We start from the raw sequence: 25765 nt of genomic DNA, 5'->3' as shown, positions 1-25765 counted from the left end.
GCTTTGGAATGGCCTCCTCGCCTACGGAGGTCATCATATCCTATACCCACCTTGCTTAAAAACTCTTGATCCGATACTTCCATTCCACAGAGGCCTATAGCCAGGGGCCAAGATAATGATTTAGCCCTCCAAAATGCCAATACTTTCAGAATTTATGCGCATTCAGGCACCGAGTTCTTTTTATATAAAAAAAAAGTACTCACAACCCTCTGTTATAATTTTAAAAAATTTTCATTTAAACATCAAAATATACTACCTTTGCAGCCACAAATTCGAAAACCGGTGCCGTAAGACCGGGGCTCGGGATTGTAAAATACCTTATACGGGTAACTTTACTACGTACCGTGAGCTTCGTTCTACTGCTTTTACAGGTTTTGACCTTAAAAAAGAAAATCGATACATGAAGCTTTCACAATTTCACTTTGATCTTCCCCTGAACCTTATTGCACAGTACCCCGCGAAAAAAAGAGAAGATGCCAGAATGATGGTGGTGCATCGTCAGACAGGGCAAATTGAAAACAGATACTTCCGCGACATTCTAGAGTATTTTGACGATAAGGATGTATTTGTTGTAAATAACACCAAAGTATTCCCGGCCAGAATGTATGGCCGCAAGGAGAAAACAGGTGCCAAAATCGAGGTTTTCCTGCTGCGCGAGCTGAATAAGCCCAACCGCCTCTGGGACGTTATTGTAGACCCGGCACGTAAAATCCGCGTGGGTAACAAGCTTTACTTTGGGGAAAACGAAGAGCTGGTTGCAGAAGTGATTGACAACACTACCAGCCGTGGTAGAACCATCAAGTTTTTATGGGAAGGTGATGAGGATAGTTTCAGAGCCCAATTACAGGCTCTAGGAGAAACACCATTGCCTAAATACATTAAGCGTAAACCAGAAGAAGAAGATAAAGAACGCTATCAAACCGTTTACGCTAAATACGAAGGCGCCGTAGCAGCTCCCACTGCCGGTCTCCACTTCAGTCGTGAGTTGATTAAGCGCTTGGAGATTAAAGGTATCCGCTTTGCCGAAATCACCCTGCATACAGGACTGGGCACCTTTAGACCCATCGAGGTGGAAGACCTCAGCAAGCACAAGATGGATGCCGAGTACTATCGCATCGACGAGCAGGCATGTAAGATTGTAAACAAAGCTAAAGAAACAGGTCATCGTATCTGCGCTATTGGCACCACTACCATGCGTGCGCTGGAGTCGTCTTTTACCGCACAAAAATTACTGAAACCCTCAGAAGGGTGGACCAACATGTTTATTCATCCTCCGTATGACTTCAGCATCGCAGATGCTATGGTTACGAACTTCCATTTACCGAAAACCAGTCTGCTGATTATGACCAGCGCTTTTGCCGGTTATGAACTTACCATGGAGGCCTATAAAAAGGCGATCAAAGACAAATACCGATTCTTTAGTTATGGAGATGCGTTGTTGATTCTGTAAGCTAGATTTGATCTTCATATATCATAAAAAAAGCTGCATATCTTACATATGCAGCTTTCTTATTTTATGTTAGTTTGAAAAACTGAGCGGTTGTAATCTATGCTGAGTTTCTTCCAGCATTGATAATTCCGAAAGAACAACGCATAACTAGCTTACCGTATACTTCCTTCAATTCTGCAGCCGACTCGCTGTCACTAGCCTCCAACTCTCTTAATTTACTCAACGCATACTGCTGAATGGTAAGCAGGGGCAATACAATACGCTCCCGCATGTAAATAGATAGTTTATCGATCGGATAATTTTCCATCAGTGTACTCTTTCCCGAGAGTTTTAAGAGGTAATCATGAGTAAGCTGATATTCTTCATATATCATATTCCATATTTCCCCATAGGTTTCGTCTTTTGCCATATAAGCCGTAAGCGGGAAATAGGATTTAGACATAGACATTTCACAGTTATCCATCAGCGTTTTAAAGTACAGCGACTTATTGTACAACTGCTTCACTTCCTCAAAACGTCCGATATACTCCATTTTTTTAAGGGCTGTACCTACCCCAAAGAATCCGGGAACATTCTGCTTTAGTTGGCTCCAAGCGCCTGCAAAAGGAATCGCCCTTAAATCAGAAAGCGAAATATCTGTTTGAGAAGGCCCACGTTTGGACGGACGACTGCTGATATTGGTTTCGCTATAAAAACGCAAAGGACTCATCGTATACAGATAGCTGGGCAACAGTGGATGCTCCTTCAGTTTCTTATACGCATCAAAACCATAGGAAGAAAGTTCCTGCATCAGCTCCTCCTCCTTACCGGAGAAAGGTGGATGCCTATCTATATACAAGCTGCTGGAGATGCCTGCATTTAACAACTGTTCTAGGTTATATTGTGCAGAGTCGATAATCCCAAAATTAGAGCTAATGGTTTGCCCTTGTATCGTTAGCTGAATTTCGCGGTTGGAAATATTTTTACCCATCGAAGCATAGAACTTATGGGTTTTTCCACCACCCCTAGAGGGAGGACCACCTCTTCCATCGAAAAATATTACTTCAAAGCCACTGTTTCGTGTAATACGGGTGAGCTCTTCCTTGGCTCGATAAATACTCCAGTTGGCCATCAAATAACCACCATCCTTGGTACCATCACTAAAGCCCAGCATGATGGTTTGGGTGTTATTCCTACGTTTTAAATGGGCTCTATAAGCAGGAATAGCATACAGTTGTTGCATTACATTAGCGGCATTGCTCAAATCCTCCACTGTTTCAAATAGTGGAACAATATCTAAATGAATATCTTCTTCGGCAAATCCCTGCATCTTGAACAGTCCATACACCTCCATCACATCCAGTGCACTGGTAGTATGGCTGATGATATAACGATGACAGCCTTGCTCCCCATTCACCTGTTGAATGCTATGAACAGCAAGAGGTATTTCGGCAGTATCTTTCACTACTTCATCTTCTGCGAATATCGAAGTATCGATCTTTCCTTTAATATTTAGTATAACCTTAATCTTCTCTTCATCCGGCAGCGAGGGATAATTTTCGGGAATAATGCCATTGCTCTTACCCGCTGCCATTTTATATATTTTTCCATGGATGCTGCTATCCTGCCTAATGTCCAAAGAAGCAAAGTACAATCCGAAGATATCTACCTTATTAATAAGGCTCTGAACAAGGGACACAAACAGGGAATTATGCTCTTCTTCCAGAATTTTCTTAATCTGCTTCAGCTTTCCCTTAATCTCCGCTACCGTAATATTGGGTATATGACCGGGGATAAAGAGATTTTGATATAGCTTTTCCTCAAGCTCTGCAATAGGCTCTTCCACTCCATGAAATGTAAGCCGACGTTTAAGGCGACGCACATCGAGGTAATAACATTTAATAATAGCCCCTCTTAAAGCTTCTGCCACCTTTAAAGTAGTTTCATTGCGCACATAGGGGTTTCCATCTCGGTCACCGCCCGGCCAGAAACCCATTTTAAGAACAGGGTTCTCATCGGTAATCACATCCGGAAAATGATTTTTCAATTCATCCAAAATTCTGCCTGCAGCCGTATAAAAAACATTTTCCAGATACCAAATAAGACTTACGGCTTCTCCGTATGGGGTAGGTTTTTTCTTCTTCAGAAAAGGAGTTTTACCTAGTTGCTGCAAAAAGGTATTAATCTCCACCGAGTCATTCCGCATCAGCGCCCTGCTCAGGTCGTGAATAATCCCCAGTACCGATCCGGGATAAAACTGAGTGGGATGGGCTGTAAGAACAGGCCTTACACAAAAGGTTTTCAGTGTTTCTTTCAGCTCCTCAATCTTGTTATACTGTAATGCATCAGCAATCAATTGCTTTAAAGTACCCGGACCGCTCAGATCATGTGTATGTTTATATGCAGCATCCTCTAAAGCATCAAATAACACTACCTGCCGCTCTACATACTGCGTAAACCTGAAAAGTAAATCCAAACGTTCCTTTTCAGAAGTGATAAGCGTATGTTTATTAAAAAATTCATTAATAATATCGATAGGACTCTTAGACTTCTCATACCCCTCCTCACAATTATTGGAAAAAAGGGATAACAAAATCCCGGTCTTTTCCATTTTGTGAAACGGAAGTGATGTAAAAAGACTGTTGTACAATTGAAACCTTGTCCCTACTTCTGTCTTAAAATGATGTAAATTCTTACTCGCAGCAATATCCATTTTCCAAAAATTTGTACTTAATACCCAACTATTTGCAGGCAACAGGGCGTTAAGATAATATTTTTTATGTAGACGGAATAGTTTTTTTAATAAAAACTAATATATTGCTTATTTTATTGAAATAATTCTAATAAGAAAGACACCTAGGAGCTACGCATTTACTATTTCTTACATCAGCAAACACATTGGCCATATGATTACCATTCGACCATTTAAAGCACTAAGGCCCCGACCGGAATGGGCATTGCGGGTTGCAGCACCCCCTTATGATGTAATGAGTCGTGAGGAGGCAAAGAATGCAGCAGGTGATAATCCCCACTCTTTTCTACATGTAACCCGATCTGAGATCGATCTACCGGAAGTAGCCAACCCCTACGACCCTAAAGTTTATGAAAAAGCAAAACAAAACCTTCAGCGCATGATAACTGACGGCACGCTGATTAAAGAGGCGCAAGCCTGCTTATACATCTATGAACTAACGATGAACGAGCGCAGCATGACCGGTTTGGCTTGTTTATCCTCAATAGAGGATTATCAAAACGGACTCATCAACAAACATGAACTTACTCGCCCTGAAAAAGAAAATGACCGTATCCTCCATATCACCATCACGCGAGCACAAACCGGTAAAGTGTTTCTGGCCTATAAAAGCGTGCAGGAGGTTGATGCAGTAATACATGATTGGAAAACACGACATGAACCGCTATATCATTTCACAGCTGCCGATAACGTCACGCACGCAGTGTGGAAAATTGACGATGAGCGTACGATCCAACATATCATTACACTTTTTAAGGAAAAAGTTCCTGCCACCTATATTGCAGATGGACATCACAGAGCAGCCTCCGCAACGCAGGTGAGCAACGTATTGCCGGATAACGAATCCGCCCGATTCTTTCTTACTGTTATTTTTCCCGATAACCATCTTCATATTATGGATTACAATCGGGCGGTTACAGATTTAAACGGGCTAACGCCTACTGAATTGCTTACACGTATCCGAGAAGATTTTGAAGTATCTGAAAGCACCGAAGCTGTAAGTCCAACACGCCCTCATGAAATAGGCATGTATCTCCAAAAGCGCTGGTACCGGTTATCAGCACGACCCGGCACTTATGCAGAAGACCTGATAGGCCAGCTGGATGTAAGCATTTTGTCCGCAAACATTTTGGACAAGCATTTAGGCCTAAAAGATATCCGTACCGATAAAAGAATTGATTTTATCGGTGGCATCCGTGGCTTAAAGGAACTAGAAAGGCTTGTGAATGATGGCAAAATGCAAGTATCCTTCAGCCTGTACCCGGTAACAATTCAGCAATTGTTCAATATTGCCGATACAGGCCTTATCATGCCGCCCAAGAGCACATGGTTCGAGCCTAAGTTGCGTGACGGGCTATTAACGCATCTCTTGGAGTGAGTTACTGTACTACTTTATTGGCACAGCAGGAACTGGCAAAAGCCTCAGGTTTCACTTTAAAATTGAAACCCATACCGGAAATATACCCTATCGCCTCCTTCAATGCATCATTGCTCTTGTAAATAGGGTTAGTGTTGATATCCACATGCACCTCCATGTCAATGTTGTGGCTGGTGAACAAATCACAGAGACGGTAAGCCACTTCGATACTTCGGGATACTTCTGTCATCATACGCTGTTTAATGGTCATTTTCTCTTGAGTGGTTTCATTATTAAGGTACATAAAACCACCCTTACCCTTGCGTATGAATACAATGGCTGTTGCAAATTCGGTAAACGTGCCTTTTACCTGACTGTCTGTGCCAATGCAAACCTTTAGCGAGTGCCCCTGCTCTTTTTCACGAAGAATTACGCCCAGCACCTCATCCTCAAGATAGTTGGTTAGGTACTCGCCCGTCAACTTCCTCCATTGTTTTGTATGATGTTGCATGGAACTAGTGTTTCACAACGTTATTATTTATCCTTCTAAAAAGCAAGTAATTTTATTCACAATTGTGAATGAAGCACACAATACCGAAACTATTCTATAAATATATAAAATTATTAATTGAGATTAAACATCCGTCCCATGTCTTATCTTAAAATAAAGCCATCTGCTGTCCAGGCCTTCTGAAAATGGTTGTATCCAATCCTATACGCTCCTCATTCATATGATACATTTTACCATATTTGACGTATTGTTGCGCAACCATTTCTGCAATGGCTCCTTCACCGCGCATACGCAAACCCCAGCGGCTGTCATTCACCTGACCGTCATGGCTTTGCTCTATTAGATGCCATACTCTGTCTGCTCGATCCGGAAAGTTCTTATAAAGCCAGTCGCGAAATAAAAATTTAATTGCACCATTCAGTCTTATAAATGTATAGGCCGTAAATGTAGCGCCCGCATCAGCAGCCGCTTTCATAATACGCTGCATTTCATGTTCGTTCAACCCCGGAATCATAGGCCCCATCATAATACCCATCCTTACTCCTGCCTTACTTAACTCTTCAATCACGCGTAAACGCTGTACAGCAGTAGCCGTTCTAGGCTCCATCACCCTTCTGAGCTCTTCATTAAAAGATGTGATAGAAACCATGGCGCGCACCAGGTTCTTTCGGGCTAATTCTTGAAGAATATCTTTATCATTTAGTATGGCTGAGTTTTTAGTTAGAATCCCTACAGGCTGATTGAACTCATTACACACTTCCAGCAGTCCGCGCGTCAAACGATACTTACGCTCTGCAGGTTGATAGCAATCGGTATTGCCGCTTAACATGATGGGCATTACCTCCCATTTGGGATGCATGAGCTGTTTGCGCAACAATTGAGGCGCATTTATCTTAACAATAATCTTTCGCTCAAAATCCAATCCTGCACTATATCCCCAATACTCATGCGCATTGCGTGCATAACAGTAGATACACCCATGTTCACATCCGGCATACGCATTCATACTGTACGACATCCCCACATCAGGACTTTCCACTTTATTCACTATCGTCTTCGCTTGTTGCTCGATATACTGAGTAGCGATATTTTCTTCCTCCCAGCTATCAATTGCTTCTATATGCTCCCTCACTTGCTCGTTTTTTAAGAATCGATTGCGCGTGTTGAACTGTGCACCTCGTCCCTGCAGGTAGGTATGTTCCTCGCCTTTTTTAATAGCAGTCACCTTAAAGTGATCTTGTTGTAATTGCTTTTGCATAGTCCTTGTTTTCGTAATAACAACATGTATTAAAACAACATCGCCTGCGTGGCACTTACAGGCATATTCATAAACTCAAATCGCTCCACAAATGTGAACCTCTCTCCATCTGCTTGTTTGCGTAGCAATACCATATGATTTGCCATAAACTTGGCTGAAAATGAGCGTGTATTATATTCGCTCCAACTTTTCTCATATTGCCAAGGTTTAAGCCTGCGTGCTATGGTAATATGAGGTTCCATGATGAAATGAGGCTTATGCTCCTTATCCGGCTTGAGGAGCGACTGTACCTGTGTTCTCAGTTTTGTTACTAGATTTTGTACCGTAGTCCTTGTTGTTACTTTAATGAAAAGAGTGTGAGTAGGAAAAGAGCCAAAACCCTCTAACTCAATTAGCATGGGGGCCCTTTCGGTTGCAATTTGCCGAAACCGCTGTCGGATGCGGCTTTCAAAAGCCATATACTGTGTAAAGCTCACCAATGTAATATGCGGTTTGCTACTCACCGCTTGGGGGGCTTGGTACTTCTCACTAAATTCTTTTTTGATTGCCATAATATCATCTGCCAAATCCTCTCGAGGTTCTATCAACAGCAGATATTCGTATGGATTAGAGGGCTGTATGTAGGGGGTATGAGATGACATAAAAGTTGGTTTTTACTAAAATAATTAGCACAATATTACTAATATTTTTAGTAAAAAAATGAAAACTTTTTTGCCTTTTACAATCTGTTGAAAAAGAAACAAGGAAGCAATAGAAGTTAGTTGGCCTTAGCAGGCGCAATCATTTCAAATTCGGGAATGATTACCTGAAATTTCTTTTTAGTGTCTAGATTTTCCATTTCATAAAAACCCTTCATTTTGCCCATATCAGTATTTAAGTTACACCCACTCATATACTGATAGCTTTCACCGGGATGCAATACAGGCTGCACTCCCACAACACCTTCGCCTTCCACCTCTCTATACAAACCGTTGCTATCGAATATATGCCACTTGCGACGCAATAGCTGCACAGGATAGGAATTATAATTTTCGAGAGTGATACGATAAGCAAACATGTATTCGCTTTGCAAAGGATTGCTATACTCCGGTTGATAGAATACCTCCACGTTTACCATTATCCCGGCTGAAATCATGTTGCTCATGAGAAAGGGTTTTAGTAAAAATACGGAAATAACAAATAACTGAAAAAATTATACAGTGTTAGCCGCCGCTCTTTTTAGTGTTGGTATATCCCTGTTGTTGCAACCACTGTAATATTTTATCGCGATGATCGCCCTGAATGATAATTTCACCATCCTTTGCTGATCCGCCTGTACCGCAATAAGATTTTAGCTTTTTGGCCAGACTTTCTAAATCAGCTTGCGTACCTACAAAACCTTTAATCACACTGGCTGTTTTACCCCCCCTATGCTTGGTTTCTAATTGTATACGCAGTTTTTGTGCACTGGGAGGTAACGTTTCTGCCTCTTCGTGTTCATCCTGAAATTGGAAGTTGGGATCGGTACTATATACAAAAGGGCCATTTGATTTTTTCTTTGACATACGTTATGATTTTAGTTTTAGCGGCTATACAATGGCTTTTAAACTCAAATCGAGACTACGCGCTTGATGTATCAATCCGCCCACGCTCACATAGTCTACTCCGGTTGCTGCATAGCTTTCAATCGTATCTAAATTGATGCCTCCGCTAGCTTCGGTTTCGAAAACACCATCAATAATCTTCAATGCTTCTGTTATCTGTGCAGGGGTGTAGTTGTCCAGCATCACTCGAAAAACCTTTCCCACCCCCACTTTCAGCACTTTCTTTACATCGTCAAGCGTTCGGGTTTCTACTTCTATTTTAATGTTTAGATTATTCTCCTGTACATATTGATACGCTCTGTGGATGGCCTTTTCTATTCCTCCCGCATAGTCAATATGATTATCCTTCAGCATTATCATATCGTATAAACCGAAACGGTGATTTACACCACCACCAATGCGCACGGCTTCTTTTTCCAGCAACCTGAAATTGGGAGTGGTTTTGCGCGTATCCAGCAGTTTTGTTTTATAAGGCCGTAACTTGTCAGCATACTGGCGGGTTAAGGTAGCAATACCACTCATTCGCTGCATACAATTGAGCACCAGCCGCTCACAAGCCAAAATGGTATGCTCATGAGCCGCAATTTCAAAAGCCTTGTCACCAGCCTTCATACTGTCGCCGTCTTTCTTAAAAGCAGTAAACTGACACCCAGGTTCTCTATATTCAAAAATAAAACGCGCCACCTCTACACCTGCCAGAATACCATCCTGCTTTATTTTCAATTCTGCCCTACCCTTTTCATTAGCACTAATGCAAGAAAGCGAGGAATGATCCCCGTTACCAATATCTTCTTCAAGTGCTGCTTTTACAAGCTGCTCCAATTTTTGCCGAAACTGCAAATCCATCTGATTATACTTTAAAAACATTGTTCTCTCACACCTACATCAAATACCACAGTACTTAACAAATATAGGGCTTTAGCTATTATGCCACCTACCCCTTTGTCCTACGGCTAACAAAAAGGCCTCTCGATTGAGAGGCCTTATACATTTTTCAAAACGCTTTATTCGATGAGCTGAAAACGCAGCTCTTTAATTACTTCCCGACCACCCTCTTTCTTCATAAAAATATTCACTCTATAATTTCCTCCAGAAGTAACCAGCGTACCAATAGCGTACTGACCGCTTGGAGAGCTACCTTTATGCTTTACATCGAAACCTTTTACCGAATTCTTACCGAAAAAGTCTTTAATGATTTGCTGAGCCTGATCTTTACTATACGTATTTTTTTTATCCAGTATAGCAAGAGAAAAATTACCGTTTGCATTACTTACTACTTGTACTGCATCGCCTTTTTTTAAACCAGCCACCACTCCATCAATACTTTGTGCGCATACCGTTGAAGTAATGAACATTGTTGAAGCCACAAATAGAAAATGCAATATCTTTTTCATTTCACGCATCATTTTATATCATCTTGACCAAAAATATGCCAAATTACCTAGTTTCTATCTTTCTTTGTTCCGATATCATTTTTTACCTTTACGGGATTTTTTGAGCATCAAAAATATTAATTTACTGATAGTCAACAAATTAAAGAAATGTCGAAACAAAAGAAAGCGATCCTTATTATAATGGACGGATGGGGACTAGGAAAAGTTGCAAATGCAGATGCAATTCAAAATGCAAATGTTCCCTTTACCAATTCTTTGTACAACAAATATCCCAATACTACCCTTACTACTTTTGGCGAGCTGGTAGGTTTGCCTGAGGGACAGATGGGGAACTCAGAAGTAGGACATTTAAATCTGGGCGCCGGACGTATTGTTTATCAAGAACTGCAGCGCATCAATGTGGCCATCCGTACCGGCGAACTCGCTAACAATCCAGAAATGGTACGTACCCTGCAAACAGCCAAAGCCAATAATAAACCGTTGCACCTGATGGGACTTGTGAGCGACGGTGGTGTACACTCACACATCAATCACCTAAAAGCGCTGTTAGATATCAGCAAAGAAGCAGGACTCAACGAAGTATATGTGCATGCCTTTACCGACGGGCGTGACACAGATCCCAAAAGTGGTTTACAATTTATCGAAGAACTACAAAACCATATCGACAAAATAGGTATTGGAAAAATCGCTTCTGTGAGCGGGCGTTATTATGCCATGGATCGCGACAAACGTTGGGAACGTGTTAAAAAAGCATATGATGTATTGGTGAAAGGTGATGGCCCTACCGCTACTAGCGCAGTAGAAGCCGTGAAGCGTAGCTACGACGAAAACATTACTGACGAGTTTATTCTTCCTACTGTCATCGTAAATGCAGACAATACTCCTGTTGCAACAATTAAAGACGGAGATCATGTGCTGTGTTTCAACTTCCGTACAGACCGTTGTCGCGAGATTACCGAAGTATTAACCCAGGCCGATAATGACGAGTTCGGCATGAAAAAACTGAATCTGGATTATACCACCATGACAGTATACGACCACAAATTCGTGGGCGTACATACTATCTTCAAAAATGAAGATATTACCAATACTTTGGGAGAAGTGATTGCCGCTAACGGCCTGAAACAAATCCGCATTGCGGAAACCGAAAAATATCCGCATGTAACCTTCTTCTTCAGCGGGGGCCGTGAACAACCATTTGAAGGAGAAACCAGAATCTTAAAACCCTCTCCTAAGGTAGCTACCTACGACTTGAAGCCCGAAATGAGTGCTTACGAACTGACCGAAGCCATTCTAGAAGAAATTAAAAATCAGACTGCCGATTTCATCTGTTTGAACTTTGCTAACGCAGATATGGTGGGACATACAGGCGTTTTCGAAGCGGCGGTGAAAGCAGTTGAAACCGTGGATAAATGTGTGGAGCAAATCGTAACCGAAGCACTAAAACAGGACTATGTCATCTTCCTCACAGCCGATCATGGTAATTCCGACTACATGATTAATGAAGACGGCAGCCCTAACACAGCACACACCCTGAATCCGGTACCTCTGTTCATTATCGATAATCAATGGCGCGGAACTATTAAGGAAGGTAAATTAGGCGATATCGCTCCTACTATTCTCACCTTCATGAAACTGACCATACCTGCAGAAATGAATGGTGATGTATTGGTAGATCCCGCTACCATCAACTACTAATAATTAATATCGTTTATACTAAAGTTAAATCTCACAGGCATTGGCCTTGTGAGATTTTTCTTTATACAGTAGCTCCATAATAGTTTGTAATTTTGCCATTCTTATGACGCAGGAAGCATTTTCGAAAATAGCACCGACCATACCCACACAGCCCGGCGTTTACAAATACTTTGATAACACAGGCACCATTATTTATGTAGGGAAGGCCAAGAACCTGCGCAAACGGGTGAGCTCTTATTTTAACAAAAACATCACCAACTATAAAACTCATGAACTGGTAAAGCGCATTGCTAAAATTGAATTTACTATTGTTGATAGCGAATCGGATGCCTTTATTCTTGAAAACTCACTCATTAAGGAATTTCAACCCCGTTATAATATCAGCTTAAAAGATGATAAAAGTTATCCCTATATTGTTATCAAAAACGAGCCCTTTCCAAGGGTGTATCTCACCAGACAACCGGTGAACGACGGATCTGAATATTTGGGACCTTATACATCGGTTTTTAAAGTAAGGGAACTACTCGAATTCATTCGTCGAACCATACCCTTGCGAACCTGCACGCTTAATCTTACCCCAAAGAATATAGAGCGAAAGAAATTCAAAGTGTGTCTGGAATATCATATCGGTAATTGCAAGGGGCCATGTGAGGGATTACAATCTCAGGAAGAATATGAAGCTAATATCCGTCAGGTAAAAAATCTGCTCAAGGGTAACCTTGCTCCCGTAATCAGGCAGTTCAAAGAAGAAATGAAAGCTCTGGCAGCAAATCTGGAATTTGAGAAAGCAGAACAAATAAAAAAGAAAATTGAGTATCTCGAAGATTATTACCAAGCAAAGACGGTCATCACAGGCTTAAAAGGTGGCGACAAAGATGTCTTCAGCATTATCAAAAACGATGATATTGCTTACGTAAATTTTTTAATGGTGCGCAATGGCACGATTGTACAAACGCATACTAACAAACTAGAGACGCATCTGGACGAACCTGTTGAAGAAGTTTTAGTGTATGCCATAGAAAGATTACGTAGCACCTTTAATAGCGATGCCAAAGAAATTGTGGTACCCATTCCTATTGATTATCCCGAATCGGATGTAAAAATTGTGGTACCCAAAGCCGGCGACAGAAAAAAGCTGATTGAGCTATCGGAAAAAAATGCCGGCTACTTCATTGAGGAACTTAAAAACAAAGAGCGCCTGAAAATTAACCGCAATGTAGATCAGGTAAAAGTACTTGAACAATTGCAGGCCGATTTGCAATTACAACAATTGCCGGTACATATTGAATGTTTTGACAATTCCAATTTTCAGGGTAGCTACCCCGTAAGTGCCATGGTGTGTTTCAAAAACGGGGTTCCTAGCAAAAAAGATTACCGACATTTCAATATAAAAACCGTACAAGGGATTAACGACTTTGCTTCAATGAAAGAAGCCGTGTATCGCCGCTATAAAAGACTGAAGGAAGAGCAACAACCCTTACCCCAACTGGTCATCATCGATGGAGGTAAAGGACAGCTAGGTGCAGCCATGGAAGCAATTGAAGAGCTGGAATTGCATGGAAAAATCACCCTCATAGGCCTTGCCAAGAATGAAGAAGAAATATTTTTCCCCGGCGACCAAGAATCTTTGAAATTGCCGTATAGTAGTCCCAGCCTCAAATTCATAAGATTTATTCGCGACCAAGTGCATCGCTTTGGGGTGACATTTCACAGAGCCAAACGCAGCAAAGGCACTTTCAAAAACGAGCTGGAGAGCATCAACGGCATCGGCAAAAATACTGCGGATATGTTGCTTAAAACATTCAGGTCAGTTAAAAATGTTAGCCAGAAGGGTGTGGAGGAACTGGCCCCTGTAATCGGCAAAGCCAAAGCACAAATCGTATGGAATTATTTCCATACAGATAAAGAACCACAAAAAGATTAAATCTTATCTAATTTTAAATACCCGATGTGCAGTTCATCTTCCTTTTTAGTGGCAGCCGGTTCGATAATAAGCGCAAATCTCTCTTTCTGTTGTGAAGGAAGAATATCTTCTACATTGAGAATTTCATCCACGTCCACACCATACTTATTATCCACATGACTCACGCCGCTTCTATCCTCAGTATTGTAATCGCGGTAAAATTCGGTTTGCTTTGCGTTGCGAATGGCTTCCGACATATCAGTAGCAATGGTGAGCAACTTATAATGATGTTCTTCAAATGAGTTTGGTAAATATCCTCCCAAATTAATGAAGAAAAGATGTTGTGATTTGGTATGGTGGACTTGTCTTTCTGCAACTGTAATACTATAACCGTCAACAGTAGTTACTTCTCGCCAACAGTCTATATGTATTTTGCCTGCATCGGGCCAAAAAGCCTGAATATCGGGTACAATATCCTTTAGTGATGTTCCGATACAAAAGAAAACATCATGCTGCTCTGTATGTCTTCCAGGAGGTGTACATCCCAACAGTAAGTAGAATAACTTGTACGCCATATCAATCATTTAACTGTTGTAATAAACTTTCAATATCAAATACGGGTTGCTTACAAGCATAATTTTCACACAAGTAAATAGCAAGAGGATTTCCTACAACCTTTCCTTTTAACAATGGATACTGCTCATCCTCTTCGTGTGTAGCCATAATAATATTAAAAGGCAATGGCTGTTGCAATAAAGTACTTAAGTCTCGCTCGTACGCTCCACATAGCACTATTTCTTTAGTTCCTTTGATGAGCTGATAATATCCCATCAACCACATTCCAAAAGAAGTTGGATACTTCACGGCAAGAGTACTTACACCGGTAATCATTTGCTGTGCCTGCTGCACCCAATCCCGCTTGTCGAACAGCATACCCAATTCCAATAAGTTTAATGCCATAACTGCGTTGCCGCTGGGAGTAGCACCATCGTATACTTCTTTTTTTCGAATAATGACATCTTGCTGTTGTTGCGGTGTGTAGTAAAAATATCCACTCGGCTCTACAAAATTTTGAAGCACCTTTTCGCAGAGCTTTTTGGCTCGTTGCAACCACTGTGGATGGGCAGTCACCTTATACAATTGCAATAAAGCCTGAATGAGATAAGCATAATCATCCAAAAAGGCAGGAAACTTAGCCTCATTATTCTTCCATACATGCATCAGTACACCATCGGCATCGGCAAAATTTTCCAGTAGAAACTGCATATTACGAATGGCCGTTTGCCTATAAGCATCGATGCCTGTAGCCGCGTAGGCATGACTGTAAGCAGCATTCATCAATGCATTCCAACCTAATATGATTTTATCATCCAAAGCAGGCCTTATGCGCAAAGCTCTAGCCTCCAACATTCTTTTATTGCAACGCTTCAATAAGTTTTTCAATGTTGCAACATCTATTTTCTTTTCTGCAGCAAATACTGCCAATGGTGTTTTTATTCTTAATATATTACGGTGCTCCCAATTACCCTCCGCAGTGATATCATAAAATTCACAATAGATATCCGCATCAGTTCCTAGTATACGCTTTACATCCTCCAACGTCCATACATAAAACTTTCCTTCTTCTCCTTCACTGTCGGCATCTAGCGCAGCATAAAAACCATAAGAGGGATGCAACATTTCTCTTTCTACAAACTCCAGCGTTTGCTGAATAACTGTCTTGTATTGTTCCCAACCTGTGATGCGATAAGCTTCACTCAGCGTTGTAACCAACAGTGCATTATCATACAACATCTTTTCAAAATGAGGCACTAACCACTCCTTATCGGTTGCATACCGGGCAAAACCACCACCAATTTGATCATAAATGCCTCCCTCAATCATTTTATTCAGGCTCAGGAAAGCATGCTCGTGCGCAGCCTTAGCCATCTCCGGTCTTCTTTTTTGCTCCAGTAGTCCATACTTCAATAGAAATTGTATAGCAAATGTCTGTGGAAATTTTGGCGCTGCTCCAAAGCCGCCCCATTGCTTATCACCCTGCTTTAAAAGATTTTCGCAAGCGGCATCGATTTGTTCTATCGAAAAATCATTGTGTGGTGTATTAATACCAAAATTGTTCGAGCTCATTAAATGCGAAGTAAGCCCTTCTGCCTGCTCTTCTATTTCCTTACGTTTATGCTGGAATGCTTCTGCTACTGCATGCAATACCTGCTTCCACGAAGGACGATTCACCATCGGAATGGGAGGATAATAAGTACCTCCATAAAAAGGTTTTTTATCGGGAGTCAAAAAAACATTCAAGGGCCAGCCGCCACTCCCCGTCATCACCTGCACCGCATCCATATAAATATGATCCAGATCGGGGCGTTCTTCTCTATCTATTTTAATATTTACAAAAAACTCGTTCATGATGGCAGCCGTTTCAGGATCTTCAAAACTTTCACGCTCCATCACATGACACCAATGACAGGCTGCATAACCTATACTCACGAGAATGGGCTTGTCCTCCTCTTTAGCTTTACGCAAAGCTTCTTCACCCCAGGGATACCAATTTACCGGATTATGTGCATGTTGTAACAGATAAGGGCTGGTTTCATTGATTAGTGCATTGGGCATAATACTGCATTCTGTAATGAAAAAATTAATGCTTCCTATTTTATAAACGCACCAATATACGACTTATTTTCCCCATCCCCATTTTAAAAATACAGGCATAGCTTTCCCCCAGGTAGGAACATCGTGTTTTCCATCGTCTAGTTCCAGATAAGAGATATCTTCCGCACGATAGCCTTTTGCCAATAACTCTTTAATGTGATCTAATGTATCATCAATAGAGTCGATGATACCATTGTTATTTCTATCGCCGCTTTCATCCAGTTTTCCGCACTGGAAGAAAAATTTTAGTCCGGGAGCAAAATGTCCATTGCGGATCACCTGTTGCATGATGCGGTGTTTATCATCCTCATAAGACGGATCGTCCTGATCTACACTACGCCACCATAATGATCCCGAAAATACACCCACTTTTGAAAAAACATCTGGATGATTCCATACAATATCCAATGCAGTCAAACCACCCAAAGAAAATCCCGCAAATGATAGTTCTTTAAACGCGCTTACCTTAAAGCGCTTTTTGGTATAAGGCAATAATTCTTTTAAAACAAAAGCGCTATATAAATCGGCTTTAGCGCCGCGTCCCTTGTAATCTACAACACCCGCCACGCCATACTCCATGGTACGCTCCTTCCCTGCCGTAATGCCTATAACAATCAACGGATGTATCGAGCCCTGTTCGTACAATTGTTTTAGCATCTCATCAAACTGCATAACGGGCAAGTCTTGTCCGTCATTTATTAGTAAGAGTGGCAATGCTGACCAATCGGTGATAATGTTAGGAAAATAAAAGCGCAACTCCACATCCCTTTTCAGATTTCGGGACTTCAGCATCACGGTTTCAATAGTCAAAATTGCATCTGTAGCCGTTTTCATGTAACCTCCCAAATTAGCGCTAAAAGTAGCATGAATCAATCTTATAAACAATTTTGTTTATAAGATATAAAAAAATATATTTGATAGAGACATCTACGCCTCCGTAAAAGTACGTTACTACCATAACATTAAAATACAAACCAAGCAATATGAAAAAAATCGGTATCCTTTATGGCAAAGAACGATCTTTTCCGCAAGCATTTATAGATCGTGTAAACAGTAAAAACGTTGAAGGCATTATCGCCGAACCGGTACGCATCGATAAAGCCATACAAGGAGTAGCAAGCGGTTATGCAGTAATCATTGACCGTATCTCGCAGGACGTACCCTTCTATCGAACCTGGTTGAAAAACGCCGCATTGACGGGAACTGCCGTTATCAATAATCCTTTTTGGTGGAGTGCAGATGATAAATATTTCAATAACTGCCTCATGACACAGATTGGAGTTCCGGTACCCAAAACAGCTATTATCCCTTCTTACGAAATGCCTGATGATACCTCAAGCGAATCATTCACCAATTTGGCCTATCCGTTGGACTGGGAAAGCATCTTTAAAGAGATAGGGTTTCCAGCCTATATGAAACCTTTTGCAGGTGGAGGTTGGAAACATGTGTACAAACTCAATAGCATCGAGGAGTTTTTTGAAAAACATAAAGAAACTGAACAGTTGGTAATGCTTCTTCAGGAAGAAATTGTTTTTGAGGAATACTACCGCTGCTATTGTATCGGAAGAAAATACGTGCGCATCATGCCATATGAACCCCGCAATCCGCATCACCTACGCTATCAGGCTAGCTTTACTCCCTCGCCGAAAAGATTACAGGAAATGACGGATATTGTTTTAAAAATAAACCACTATTTAGGGTATGATTTCAACACGGTGGAATTGGCCGTTCGCAATGGGGTGCCTTATGCGATTGATTTCTGCAATCCGGCTCCTGATGCTGATATTGCTAGCGTAGGAGCAGAAAACTTTGAATGGGTGGTGGAAACTGCTGCCAACTATGCCATTGAAAAAGCATTAGCGAATGACGGAGTAAACCATCTCAGCTGGGGAGCATTCGTAAGAGATAGTGCAGGAAAATAAGCCTGCTTTATCAGCAAAAGATTTCGCCCTGATGCTATATGCAAAAGGCGTAATATCTTGCAGTTGTATTTTTTTACATTTAGTATCGCAACGAATATGGTGTTAAATTATAAAGCTTTCACTTTAGGGATCGAAGAGGAGTACATGGTGCTCGACCCTGAAACATATGAGCTTAAAAGCCATGACCAGAAAATTGTGCAAGAAGGTCAGAAAAGTATCAAGGATAAGGTAAAGGCCGAAATGCACCAGGCTGTAGTAGAGGTGGGTACTGACATTTGCCAGGATATTGACGAAGCCTATAAAGATGTAGCGTTGCTGCGCAAAACGATTAGTGACATAGCCGAAGGGCTGTCGTTCAAACTGGGTGCTTCCGGCACGCATCCGTTTAGCCACTGGCAAAGCCAGCTTATTACTGATCATCAACGTTATAATGAAATCATCGCCGAGCTACAAGAAGCGGCAAGAAGCAATCTAATTTTCGGACTTCACGTACATGTGGGCATGGAAAGCCGTGAGTTGGCCAACCATATTGCCAATTCTACTCGCTATTTTTTGCCACACATCTTTGCACTCAGCACCAATTCTCCGTTTTGGGAAGGCCGCCTCACCGGATACAAATCCTTTCGCACTAAAGTCTTTGATAAATTCCCGCGCACCGGAATTCCTGATGCTTTTGAAAGCATAGAAGCATATGACAATTACGTTAAGATGCTGATCAAAACGAACTGTATTGATAACGCCAAAAAAATCTGGTGGGACCTAAGGGTGCACCCCTTCTTCAATACAGTGGAATTCCGAATATGCGATATTCCCATGACAGTGGATGAAACCATTGCCATTGCAGCATTGTTTCAGGCCATATGCGCCCGTATCTACATGTTGCGTAGCAAAAACCTGAACTTTATTCAGTATTCGCGTGCATTGATTAACGAAAACAAATGGCGCGCCAGCCGCTATGGATTGGATGGCAGACTGATTGATTTTGGCAAGGAAGAGGAAGTAAATACCCGTGCTTTGATTTACGAATTGCTCGACTTTATAGATCCGGTTTTGAATCATCTGGGAAGCCGCCATCGTGTAGAATATGTACACCGCATTTTGGAACAAGGCACAGGGGCTGACAGACAGCTGGCTGTTTATGAAGCAACAAATAATCTTAAAGAAGTTGCTAGATATATTAGTGATAGTTTTCTTGCCATTTTATAACTGATCTGTTTATCGGACGGGAAGTACCTCGTACACACCGCTAAACAAATACACTTTATTAGTGGCTATTTCTACACAATTATAGCGCTTGGTACGTTTTTTCCCCTTCTGAAATACACGGCCATCATATATCTGGAATAACGCACCTGCCGGAAGCCGTTCCAGTAGCGTATAACCGTCTTTTCTTTCATTATAATCGTAAAGTACACGCTGCAGGTCTTCTTCAGCACAACTAGAGGCTCCAGGATTACGTAGACTTTTGAGCAATTCGTATTCGATATCCGCAGGGAAAATTTTTTTCTCGATAAACTGCGCCAGAAGCCGGGCATAAATATTTTTCCATTCCTTACCATGCGCCTGCACCCGATTACCGTACTGCTCAAAGGTAATGAGATGTGCCAGCTCGTGAAGTAAGGTTATCAAAAAAGCATATCTATTCAGATTGCCGTTAACACTAATGCGGTGATTCGCAGAACCCCATTTATGCCGATAATCGCCCAGAACCGATTTACGGCTTCTTGCTATGGTAAGATGTACCTTATAAAAATTCAAATAAGCGATTACAGATTCGTAAGTGTTATCGGGTAGATACTGTGCCAAATGATGCAGAGGCACTTCCTTTTTAGCCATTACTATTTTCTCTCAGCGCTTTTTTTAAAGAAAAAACTTCGATAAACGAATACAAAACATATATACCCAAACAAGCAAATAGCGAAGGTTTACTCACCCCATCTTTACTCAAATAAATATAAATAAATGCTGCAAGGGCACAAACGAAAAGACGGATGATAAATCCCGCATAATACACTCTTACAAAAACATGAGGGTTGGGATTACGAATAGCCTTCAGTCCGCTTATTATAGTAAAAAGACCTACTATAAAAAGAATAAGATTTCCGGCCACCATTACATAAGGGTCCACACCCGATTGTAACAGTATATCCTTGCAAACAAGAAAAAACGCAGTCAGTAATACAAATACCAGAATCATCAGCTTTACCGGGTTCAATTTTCTACTTGTTTGCTCCATCTTTATTCTTTTTTGAAGTTTCTTTAATCAGTTTATAAAATGTTGAGGCTAATATCAGCAAAGGTAAGATTAGTGTAAATAACGGACTTACACTAAGTTTTTCGTCAAGTTTTATACCGGCATACAATGATAGGCCTATTAATACCAGTAACTGTGCTGTCAGTCCCAGATATCTTAACCAAGGGGAGACTTTTTTAGGTTCCACGAAGCGATTATTTTGGAATAAAACTACTCGAATCCAGTGAAATATTTACTTTTTCAATAACATTACGCCGGTCTATTCTTAATTTTAAGAAATAAATAATTGCTTTAAAATGTAGTTTTACTGCAATTTTGTTAGTCTGTGGTCGGTATTAACATACATACTACCACATTGAATATAAAATATGATTGAATGAAGAAAACGGTAAAATATTTTTGGCGATTGTTTTTTTTGGGATGGGGTGCTTTTATTGCAATTATACTAATGGCCAATTTTGGCCTACTAGGAAAAATGCCCTCTATGGCTGAGCTCGAAAACCCCACCATTGCACAAGCGTCAGAAGTGTATGCAAGCGATGGAACCCTTATGGGGAAATTTTATCTCCCTTCAGGAAACAGAAGTATCGTAAAATACAAAGACATATCCCCGCATGTTATAAACGCATTAGTAGCCACAGAAGACAAAAGATTCTATGATCACGCCGGTATAGATATAAAAGGCACGATGCGGGCTATTATTTACGGAGGCTCTGCCGGTGGTGGTAGTACTATTACCCAACAACTGGCTTTGGCACTTTTTAATAAGCGCGCCAGCAATCCATTTTTAAGAATTCTCCAGAAACTAAAAGAATGGATCATTGCTGTTAAGCTGGAAAGAAATTTCACCAAAGAAGAAATATTGACGCTTTATCTCAATGCCGTTCCTTTCCCGGATAACGTATTCGGTATCAGAAATGCTTCTAGAACTTTTTTTCAAAAAGAACCTAGTCAACTCACCATAGAAGAAGCTGCGCTACTGGTAGGAAGTATCAACGGCCCCGGCATCTACAATCCGCGTCGCAATCCCAAAGCGGCCATGGACCGGAGAAACCTGGTACTGTCGCGCATGGCTGAAAATGGCAATATCACTGCCGATCAGGCAATCAGTTTATCGGCGCAGCCTATTAAATTGAATTATAAGAAACCTACAGAAGACCTGGGTTATGCGCCTTACTTTAGAGAAATATTACGTGAAGAAGTAAAGAAAATATTAAAGGATATCACCAAACCCGACGGCACTCCGTATAACATATACAATGATGGCTTGAAAATCTACACAACCATCAATCCCGTTATGCAGCTCTATGCCGAGGAAGCAGTAGCGCAACAGGCTCCCAAACTATATCGCAATGTTATCAACCAAGGCTTTATAAAAAACGGTTCGGTATGGAAAAAATATGAACACGTTTTGGAAGCGGCTATGAAAAATAGCGAAAGATGGCGTAATCTAGCCGAGGACGGTCTGAGCGATAAAGAAATTAGAGCCACCTTTTTTGTAAAAACCCCTATGAAGGTTTTTGCGTGGAACGCAGCCCGTTCCAAAGACACGGTCATGACGCCATACGACTCTATTAAATACCATCGGCTATTTACGCAAGCTGGTTTCATGGCTATGGATCCTATCACCGGTGAAGTAAAAGCCTGGGTAGGAGGTATCGACTTTAAAACTTTCAAATACGACCACGTCAACCTCAACACTAAGAGACAAGTAGGATCTACCATCAAACCGCTGCTGTATAGTGAAGCAGTGGATGAGCTCAATTTTTCTCCCGATACACCTGTAGAGGATGTACAACAAAGTTTTGGAAAGGGTCAGCTGGTGCCGGCCACTTCTGCTAGCTGTACCGGTCGTACGATGAGTATGGCCTCTGCACTTACTTGGTCACGCAACTGTGCCACCGCCTATATCATGAAACAGGTAGGCCCGGCAAAATTCGTAGATTTCCTACAGAAAATAGGGCTCCCCACAGAGGTGAAACCCTTCCCATCCATTGCCCTGGGCTCTTGCGAGCTTTCATTGTTTGAAATGATGTGGGCATATTCCATATTTGCCGGACGGGGCTTTTCCACCAAACCCTACTTTATTAGCCGCATTGAGGACCGCAACGGCAATGTAATAAAACGATTGGATTACAGCGCAAACCGTAGAGAGGTTATTAGCGAAGCCGCTGCATACATCATGACACGTATGATGCAAGGAGTGGTAGATGTAGGAACCGCTGCCGGATTGCGTGCCCGCCTAGGAGCCGCAGAAATGGCCGGTAAAACGGGAACTACCAACGATAATAGTGATGCTTGGTTTATAGGTTTTGTACCGCAACTGCTCGCCGGCGTATGGGTGGGTAGTGACGACCGATTTATCAGAAATGAAGGTGCGGGTGGTTTCGGAGGGCAAGCAGCACGCCCCATATGGGAGTATTTCTTTAAAAAGGTATATGCCAACAAAGATTTGGGCATTAGCAAGGAGGATCGCTTTATTGAACCACCCAGCTTAAGCAATGATGCCGTAAGTGCCGATCCATCCTTATACGTAACTGATATTAACCCTGAACCCTCTGCCGAAGGTAAAGATATCGGAGTAGGTACAGAGGAAGATTACATGCAGAACCTGGAAGAGTATATCGGTCCAGAATCGGCTCCATTACCTGAGGATCCAAAATCCAAACAACAACCTAAGGACACCTCCAAGAAAGTAACTCAAGACAAGCCCATTGGTGCTCCTGAAGAGCCTAAAAAGAAAAAAGGACTGTTTAATAAAATCTTCAAAAAGAAAAATAAAGAGTAACTATGGTCCGAATTCTTGATTTGTGTTAGTTATAATAAACACAAGGATAGTATAAATATCTGTATATCAACTTATAGCAGATTGGAAAACATCACCAGCGTCAAAAGTTCTGACTGCGCTTTGGCCAATGGTTCTTATATTTGCGCAATTTTTATTCAAACCAATAAATAATATGGCGGATATTTTTGATAGACTTCTGAAAAACTACGGCCCGATTGGTCAGTATAGAGAAAGAGCTCATGGCTATTTCGCGTTTCCCAAGCTCGAAGGCGAAATTGGAAGCCGTATGAAATTCAGAGGTAAAGATGTTATTGTTTGGAGCTTAAATAATTATTTGGGACTGGCCAATCATCCGGAAGTAAGAAAAGCAGATGCTGAAGGTGCTCAACAATTTGGGCTGGCTTCTCCAATGGGAGCTCGGATGATGAGTGGTAATACCAACTATCATGAACAACTGGAGGCAGAACTGGCTGCCTTTGTGAGTAAGGAAGATGCGGTACTGCTCAACTACGGCTACCAAGGAATGGTAAGTATTATCGATGTATTGTGTAGCCGCCACGATGTAATTGTTTATGATGCCGAGTGCCATGCCTGTATCATTGACGGACTAAGGCTTCACGCAGGTCATCGCTTTGTGTTCAAACACAACAATCTTGAAGATTTTGAAAAACAAATGCAGCGCGCCACTGCATATGTAGAAAAACAAGGTCAGGGCGGTATCCTCGTCATTACCGAAGGCGTTTTCGGCATGGCCGGTGATCAGGGCAAGTTAAAAGAAATAGCTAATCTAAAAAGTAAATATAATTTCCGACTGCTGGTGGATGATGCGCATGGATTTGGAACGTTGGGAAAAACCGGTGCCGGAGCAGGAGAAGAACAGGGAGTACAACATTTAATCGACCTTTACTTCTCTACTTTCGCTAAGTCAATGGCTTCTATTGGGGCTTTTGTAGCAGGCGAAAGAAAAATCATCGACTATATCCGTTATAATATCCGTAGCCAAATTTTCGCAAAAAGTCTTCCCATGCCGCTAGTAATCGGCAACCTGAAAAGACTGGAACTGCTGAGAACCCGTCCAGAACTAAAGGATAAGCTGTGGGAAAATGCGCTAAAATTGCAAAATGGGCTGAAAGAAAGAGGTTTTGATATCGGTAAAACAGATTCTGTTGTAACGCCAGTTTATATGAAAGGTGGTGTAGAAGAAGCCACAGCAATGATAATGGACTTAAGAGAAAATTACAGAATCTTCTGTTCGATTGTGGTATACCCCGTAATTCCGAAAGGTCATATCATTTACCGTCTTATTCCTACGGCTGTTCATACCGATGAAGATATACGTATCACACTGGAAGCATTTACTGCGGCTAAAGAAAAACTGGATGCCGGAGCTTACAAGACCAATGCTATTCCAGATATGGCTGAGAAAAAATAAATACTTTACATAACTACAAAAAATAACCCCGGAGTTCCGGGGTTATTTTTTTAATACAATCTAACAACAATTACTTCACTTCATTTACAGAAACCTCACTTACCACTTTGTTGCTTTTTGAAATATCGTACGAAGCCACAGTTTTACCTTTCAAATCAGTTACAGTAAGTGTAAGCTCGTACTCATCGCTATGCTCTTGGCTGTTGAATTGATAGTTACGCACAATATTAGCGCCCTCTACTTCCTGACAGTAGATCACGTTGCCTTCTTTATCAGTTACAGATACGAAGTACCTATCATTTGTTTTGTTCTTTAAAGACAAACGATAAACAGGCAGATTATTAACATCACCAACATACTCCAAATCAGGTGTGGTGTCATTTTTCAGCTTTACGGTAAATACCGAAGCAGCAACAGTAGTGGTGACGAGGGTAATGGCTAAAAGAGCAATAAATTTACTCTTAGAAAAATACTTCTTCATAAAATAAGGGTTTAAAATTTTTACAATTCATTTATAGTATAAACCAATAATTAGCTATGCTATTAAGCTATGATGCTGTTTAGAAAAACATATCACTACTGCTAATTCTTAGCTTTGATGGATCAAATGCACACAAAAAACAGCTTCTGGTTGCTCGCGTATATTCCGTTTCTGAATCATCATATTTTCATTTCCAACGGAATATTAACTTTTATCAACTCATTTAATTGACCGCAAAGGTATAAGCTAAAACTATAGGGATAAAGACGATTATGGCGTTGAATAAAGAAGTCTAAAAAGACAATAGAAATTATAACTATATCATAATCAATAAGATACAATATTCTG

23 protein-coding genes are annotated in these 25765 nt (G+C 41.2%); 8 read left to right on the top strand and 15 right to left on the bottom strand.

Annotation, left to right across the window (positions count from 1 at the left end; all coding sequences use genetic code 11):
* Positions 1–400 precede the first annotated feature (400 nt).
* Positions 401–1450 (top strand): tRNA preQ1(34) S-adenosylmethionine ribosyltransferase-isomerase QueA, encoded by a 1050-nt coding sequence (queA, locus tag PIECOFPK_RS05680; protein WP_330973448.1) that lies wholly within the window; start codon positions 401–403, stop codon positions 1448–1450.
* A gap of 97 nt (positions 1451–1547) precedes the next feature.
* On the opposite strand, the gene PIECOFPK_RS05675 is transcribed toward queA, so the two are convergent.
* Entirely contained in the window at positions 1548–4142 is a 2595-nt protein-coding gene (locus PIECOFPK_RS05675) for a phosphoenolpyruvate carboxylase (protein WP_409966702.1), read from the bottom strand.
* A 193-nt stretch (positions 4143–4335) separates the two neighbouring features.
* Here PIECOFPK_RS05675 and PIECOFPK_RS05670 point away from each other — a divergent pair, with 193 nt between their 5' ends.
* Positions 4336–5559, top strand: a complete 1224-nt coding sequence (locus PIECOFPK_RS05670; RefSeq protein WP_409966701.1) for a DUF1015 domain-containing protein — start codon at positions 4336–4338, stop codon at positions 5557–5559.
* A gap of 1 nt (position 5560) precedes the next feature.
* On the opposite strand, the gene PIECOFPK_RS05665 is transcribed toward PIECOFPK_RS05670, so the two are convergent.
* The 7 genes from PIECOFPK_RS05665 to PIECOFPK_RS05635 form a co-directional block, all read right to left on the bottom strand.
* Complete coding sequence (locus PIECOFPK_RS05665; protein ID WP_330973445.1) at positions 5561–6049, bottom strand: ribonuclease H-like YkuK family protein; 489 nt, start codon at positions 6047–6049, stop codon at positions 5561–5563.
* Between the two features lie 148 nt (positions 6050–6197).
* The gene (locus PIECOFPK_RS05660) at positions 6198–7307 is read right to left on the bottom strand and encodes a PA0069 family radical SAM protein (protein WP_409966700.1); all 1110 of its coding nucleotides are present in this window, start codon (positions 7305–7307) and stop codon (positions 6198–6200) included.
* Between the two features lie 29 nt (positions 7308–7336).
* Complete coding sequence (locus tag PIECOFPK_RS05655) at positions 7337–7948, bottom strand: 2'-5' RNA ligase family protein (RefSeq protein WP_330973443.1); 612 nt, start codon at positions 7946–7948, stop codon at positions 7337–7339.
* Between the two features lie 116 nt (positions 7949–8064).
* Complete coding sequence (gene apaG, locus PIECOFPK_RS05650; RefSeq protein WP_330973442.1) at positions 8065–8451, bottom strand: Co2+/Mg2+ efflux protein ApaG; 387 nt, start codon at positions 8449–8451, stop codon at positions 8065–8067.
* Positions 8452–8509: 58 nt separating this feature from the next.
* Entirely contained in the window at positions 8510–8851 is a 342-nt protein-coding gene (locus PIECOFPK_RS05645; RefSeq protein WP_330973441.1) for a translation initiation factor, read from the bottom strand.
* 24 nt (positions 8852–8875) lie between these two features.
* Positions 8876–9736: a carboxylating nicotinate-nucleotide diphosphorylase gene (gene nadC, locus PIECOFPK_RS05640; RefSeq protein ID WP_330973440.1), complete on the bottom strand. Its 861-nt coding sequence runs from the start codon at positions 9734–9736 to the stop codon at positions 8876–8878.
* 158 nt (positions 9737–9894) lie between these two features.
* On the bottom strand, positions 9895–10284 hold the full coding sequence (locus tag PIECOFPK_RS05635; protein ID WP_330973439.1) for a DUF4783 domain-containing protein: 390 nt from the start codon (positions 10282–10284) through the stop codon (positions 9895–9897).
* A gap of 147 nt (positions 10285–10431) precedes the next feature.
* On the opposite strand from PIECOFPK_RS05635, the gene gpmI reads away from it, so the two are divergent.
* Positions 10432–11982: a 2,3-bisphosphoglycerate-independent phosphoglycerate mutase gene (gpmI, locus tag PIECOFPK_RS05630; protein WP_330973438.1), complete on the top strand. Its 1551-nt coding sequence runs from the start codon at positions 10432–10434 to the stop codon at positions 11980–11982.
* A gap of 103 nt (positions 11983–12085) precedes the next feature.
* Positions 12086–13906: an excinuclease ABC subunit UvrC gene (uvrC, locus tag PIECOFPK_RS05625; RefSeq protein ID WP_330973437.1), complete on the top strand. Its 1821-nt coding sequence runs from the start codon at positions 12086–12088 to the stop codon at positions 13904–13906.
* Here uvrC and PIECOFPK_RS05620 read toward each other — a convergent pair.
* From PIECOFPK_RS05620 to PIECOFPK_RS05610, 3 genes are all read right to left on the bottom strand, one after another.
* Positions 13903–14460 (bottom strand): DUF1543 domain-containing protein, encoded by a 558-nt coding sequence (locus tag PIECOFPK_RS05620; RefSeq protein WP_330973436.1) that lies wholly within the window; start codon positions 14458–14460, stop codon positions 13903–13905. The two genes, uvrC and PIECOFPK_RS05620, sit on opposite strands and share 4 nt — an antisense overlap.
* Before the next feature lies 1 nt (position 14461).
* Positions 14462–16501 (bottom strand): thioredoxin domain-containing protein, encoded by a 2040-nt coding sequence (locus PIECOFPK_RS05615; protein ID WP_330973435.1) that lies wholly within the window; start codon positions 16499–16501, stop codon positions 14462–14464.
* Between the two features lie 63 nt (positions 16502–16564).
* Complete coding sequence (locus PIECOFPK_RS05610) at positions 16565–17374, bottom strand: alpha/beta hydrolase (RefSeq protein ID WP_409966699.1); 810 nt, start codon at positions 17372–17374, stop codon at positions 16565–16567.
* A gap of 149 nt (positions 17375–17523) precedes the next feature.
* On the opposite strand from PIECOFPK_RS05610, the gene PIECOFPK_RS05605 reads away from it, so the two are divergent.
* Positions 17524–18462 carry a RimK family alpha-L-glutamate ligase gene (locus tag PIECOFPK_RS05605; RefSeq protein ID WP_409966698.1) on the top strand — a complete coding sequence of 313 codons (939 nt, stop codon included), beginning with the start codon at positions 17524–17526 and terminating at the stop codon, positions 18460–18462.
* Positions 18463–18558: 96 nt separating this feature from the next.
* On the top strand, positions 18559–19668 hold the full coding sequence (locus tag PIECOFPK_RS05600) for a carboxylate-amine ligase (protein WP_409966697.1): 1110 nt from the start codon (positions 18559–18561) through the stop codon (positions 19666–19668).
* A gap of 9 nt (positions 19669–19677) precedes the next feature.
* Here PIECOFPK_RS05600 and PIECOFPK_RS05595 read toward each other — a convergent pair whose 3' ends face one another.
* The 3 genes from PIECOFPK_RS05595 to PIECOFPK_RS05585 are packed head-to-tail and all read right to left on the bottom strand — an operon-like array spanning position 19678 to position 20903.
* On the bottom strand, positions 19678–20298 hold the full coding sequence (locus PIECOFPK_RS05595) for a SprT-like domain-containing protein (RefSeq protein ID WP_409966696.1): 621 nt from the start codon (positions 20296–20298) through the stop codon (positions 19678–19680).
* Complete coding sequence (locus PIECOFPK_RS05590) at positions 20291–20698, bottom strand: hypothetical protein (protein ID WP_330973430.1); 408 nt, start codon at positions 20696–20698, stop codon at positions 20291–20293. The genes PIECOFPK_RS05595 and PIECOFPK_RS05590 overlap by 8 nt, the downstream gene beginning before the upstream one ends.
* Complete coding sequence (locus tag PIECOFPK_RS05585) at positions 20682–20903, bottom strand: AtpZ/AtpI family protein (protein ID WP_330973429.1); 222 nt, start codon at positions 20901–20903, stop codon at positions 20682–20684. The genes PIECOFPK_RS05590 and PIECOFPK_RS05585 overlap by 17 nt, the downstream gene beginning before the upstream one ends.
* A gap of 189 nt (positions 20904–21092) precedes the next feature.
* On the opposite strand from PIECOFPK_RS05585, the gene PIECOFPK_RS05580 reads away from it, so the two are divergent.
* Together PIECOFPK_RS05580 and PIECOFPK_RS05575 are read left to right on the top strand one after the other, a co-directional pair.
* A complete protein-coding gene (locus tag PIECOFPK_RS05580) occupies positions 21093–23504 on the top strand; it encodes a penicillin-binding protein 1A (protein WP_330973428.1) in 2412 nt (803 codons plus the stop codon).
* 172 nt (positions 23505–23676) lie between these two features.
* Positions 23677–24936, top strand: coding sequence for an aminotransferase class I/II-fold pyridoxal phosphate-dependent enzyme (locus tag PIECOFPK_RS05575; protein WP_409966695.1), 1260 nt, complete (start codon positions 23677–23679; stop codon positions 24934–24936).
* 70 nt (positions 24937–25006) lie between these two features.
* Here the strand turns inward: PIECOFPK_RS05575 and PIECOFPK_RS05570 are convergent, their stop codons facing one another.
* Positions 25007–25417, bottom strand: coding sequence for a hypothetical protein (locus PIECOFPK_RS05570; protein ID WP_330973426.1), 411 nt, complete (start codon positions 25415–25417; stop codon positions 25007–25009).
* Positions 25418–25765 lie beyond the last annotated feature (348 nt).

It is taken from the genome of Chitinophagaceae bacterium C216, from assembly GCA_028485475.2.
Classification (GTDB): Bacteria; Bacteroidota; Bacteroidia; order Chitinophagales; family Chitinophagaceae; genus Niabella; species Niabella composti.
Note: the sequence above shows the minus strand (reverse complement) of the source record. Positions and strands in the feature narration are given on the sequence as shown.

Coding starts and splice junctions, on each gene's coding strand:
- queA (WP_330973448.1), top strand. CDS start 401: ATGAAGCTTTCACAATTTCACTTTGATCTTCCCCTGAACCTTATTGCA.
- PIECOFPK_RS05675 (WP_409966702.1), bottom strand. CDS start 4,142: ATGGATATTGCTGCGAGTAAGAATTTACATCATTTTAAGACAGAAGTA.
- PIECOFPK_RS05670 (WP_409966701.1), top strand. CDS start 4,336: ATGATTACCATTCGACCATTTAAAGCACTAAGGCCCCGACCGGAATGG.
- PIECOFPK_RS05665 (WP_330973445.1), bottom strand. CDS start 6,049: ATGCAACATCATACAAAACAATGGAGGAAGTTGACGGGCGAGTACCTA.
- PIECOFPK_RS05660 (WP_409966700.1), bottom strand. CDS start 7,307: ATGCAAAAGCAATTACAACAAGATCACTTTAAGGTGACTGCTATTAAA.
- PIECOFPK_RS05655 (WP_330973443.1), bottom strand. CDS start 7,948: ATGTCATCTCATACCCCCTACATACAGCCCTCTAATCCATACGAATAT.
- apaG (WP_330973442.1), bottom strand. CDS start 8,451: ATGAGCAACATGATTTCAGCCGGGATAATGGTAAACGTGGAGGTATTC.
- PIECOFPK_RS05645 (WP_330973441.1), bottom strand. CDS start 8,851: ATGTCAAAGAAAAAATCAAATGGCCCTTTTGTATATAGTACCGATCCC.
- nadC (WP_330973440.1), bottom strand. CDS start 9,736: ATGGATTTGCAGTTTCGGCAAAAATTGGAGCAGCTTGTAAAAGCAGCA.
- PIECOFPK_RS05635 (WP_330973439.1), bottom strand. CDS start 10,284: ATGAAAAAGATATTGCATTTTCTATTTGTGGCTTCAACAATGTTCATT.
- gpmI (WP_330973438.1), top strand. CDS start 10,432: ATGTCGAAACAAAAGAAAGCGATCCTTATTATAATGGACGGATGGGGA.
- uvrC (WP_330973437.1), top strand. CDS start 12,086: ATGACGCAGGAAGCATTTTCGAAAATAGCACCGACCATACCCACACAG.
- PIECOFPK_RS05620 (WP_330973436.1), bottom strand. CDS start 14,460: ATGGCGTACAAGTTATTCTACTTACTGTTGGGATGTACACCTCCTGGA.
- PIECOFPK_RS05615 (WP_330973435.1), bottom strand. CDS start 16,501: ATGCCCAATGCACTAATCAATGAAACCAGCCCTTATCTGTTACAACAT.
- PIECOFPK_RS05610 (WP_409966699.1), bottom strand. CDS start 17,374: ATGAAAACGGCTACAGATGCAATTTTGACTATTGAAACCGTGATGCTG.
- PIECOFPK_RS05605 (WP_409966698.1), top strand. CDS start 17,524: ATGAAAAAAATCGGTATCCTTTATGGCAAAGAACGATCTTTTCCGCAA.
- PIECOFPK_RS05600 (WP_409966697.1), top strand. CDS start 18,559: ATGGTGTTAAATTATAAAGCTTTCACTTTAGGGATCGAAGAGGAGTAC.
- PIECOFPK_RS05595 (WP_409966696.1), bottom strand. CDS start 20,298: ATGGCTAAAAAGGAAGTGCCTCTGCATCATTTGGCACAGTATCTACCC.
- PIECOFPK_RS05590 (WP_330973430.1), bottom strand. CDS start 20,698: ATGGAGCAAACAAGTAGAAAATTGAACCCGGTAAAGCTGATGATTCTG.
- PIECOFPK_RS05580 (WP_330973428.1), top strand. CDS start 21,093: ATGAAGAAAACGGTAAAATATTTTTGGCGATTGTTTTTTTTGGGATGG.
- PIECOFPK_RS05575 (WP_409966695.1), top strand. CDS start 23,677: ATGGCGGATATTTTTGATAGACTTCTGAAAAACTACGGCCCGATTGGT.
- PIECOFPK_RS05570 (WP_330973426.1), bottom strand. CDS start 25,417: ATGAAGAAGTATTTTTCTAAGAGTAAATTTATTGCTCTTTTAGCCATT.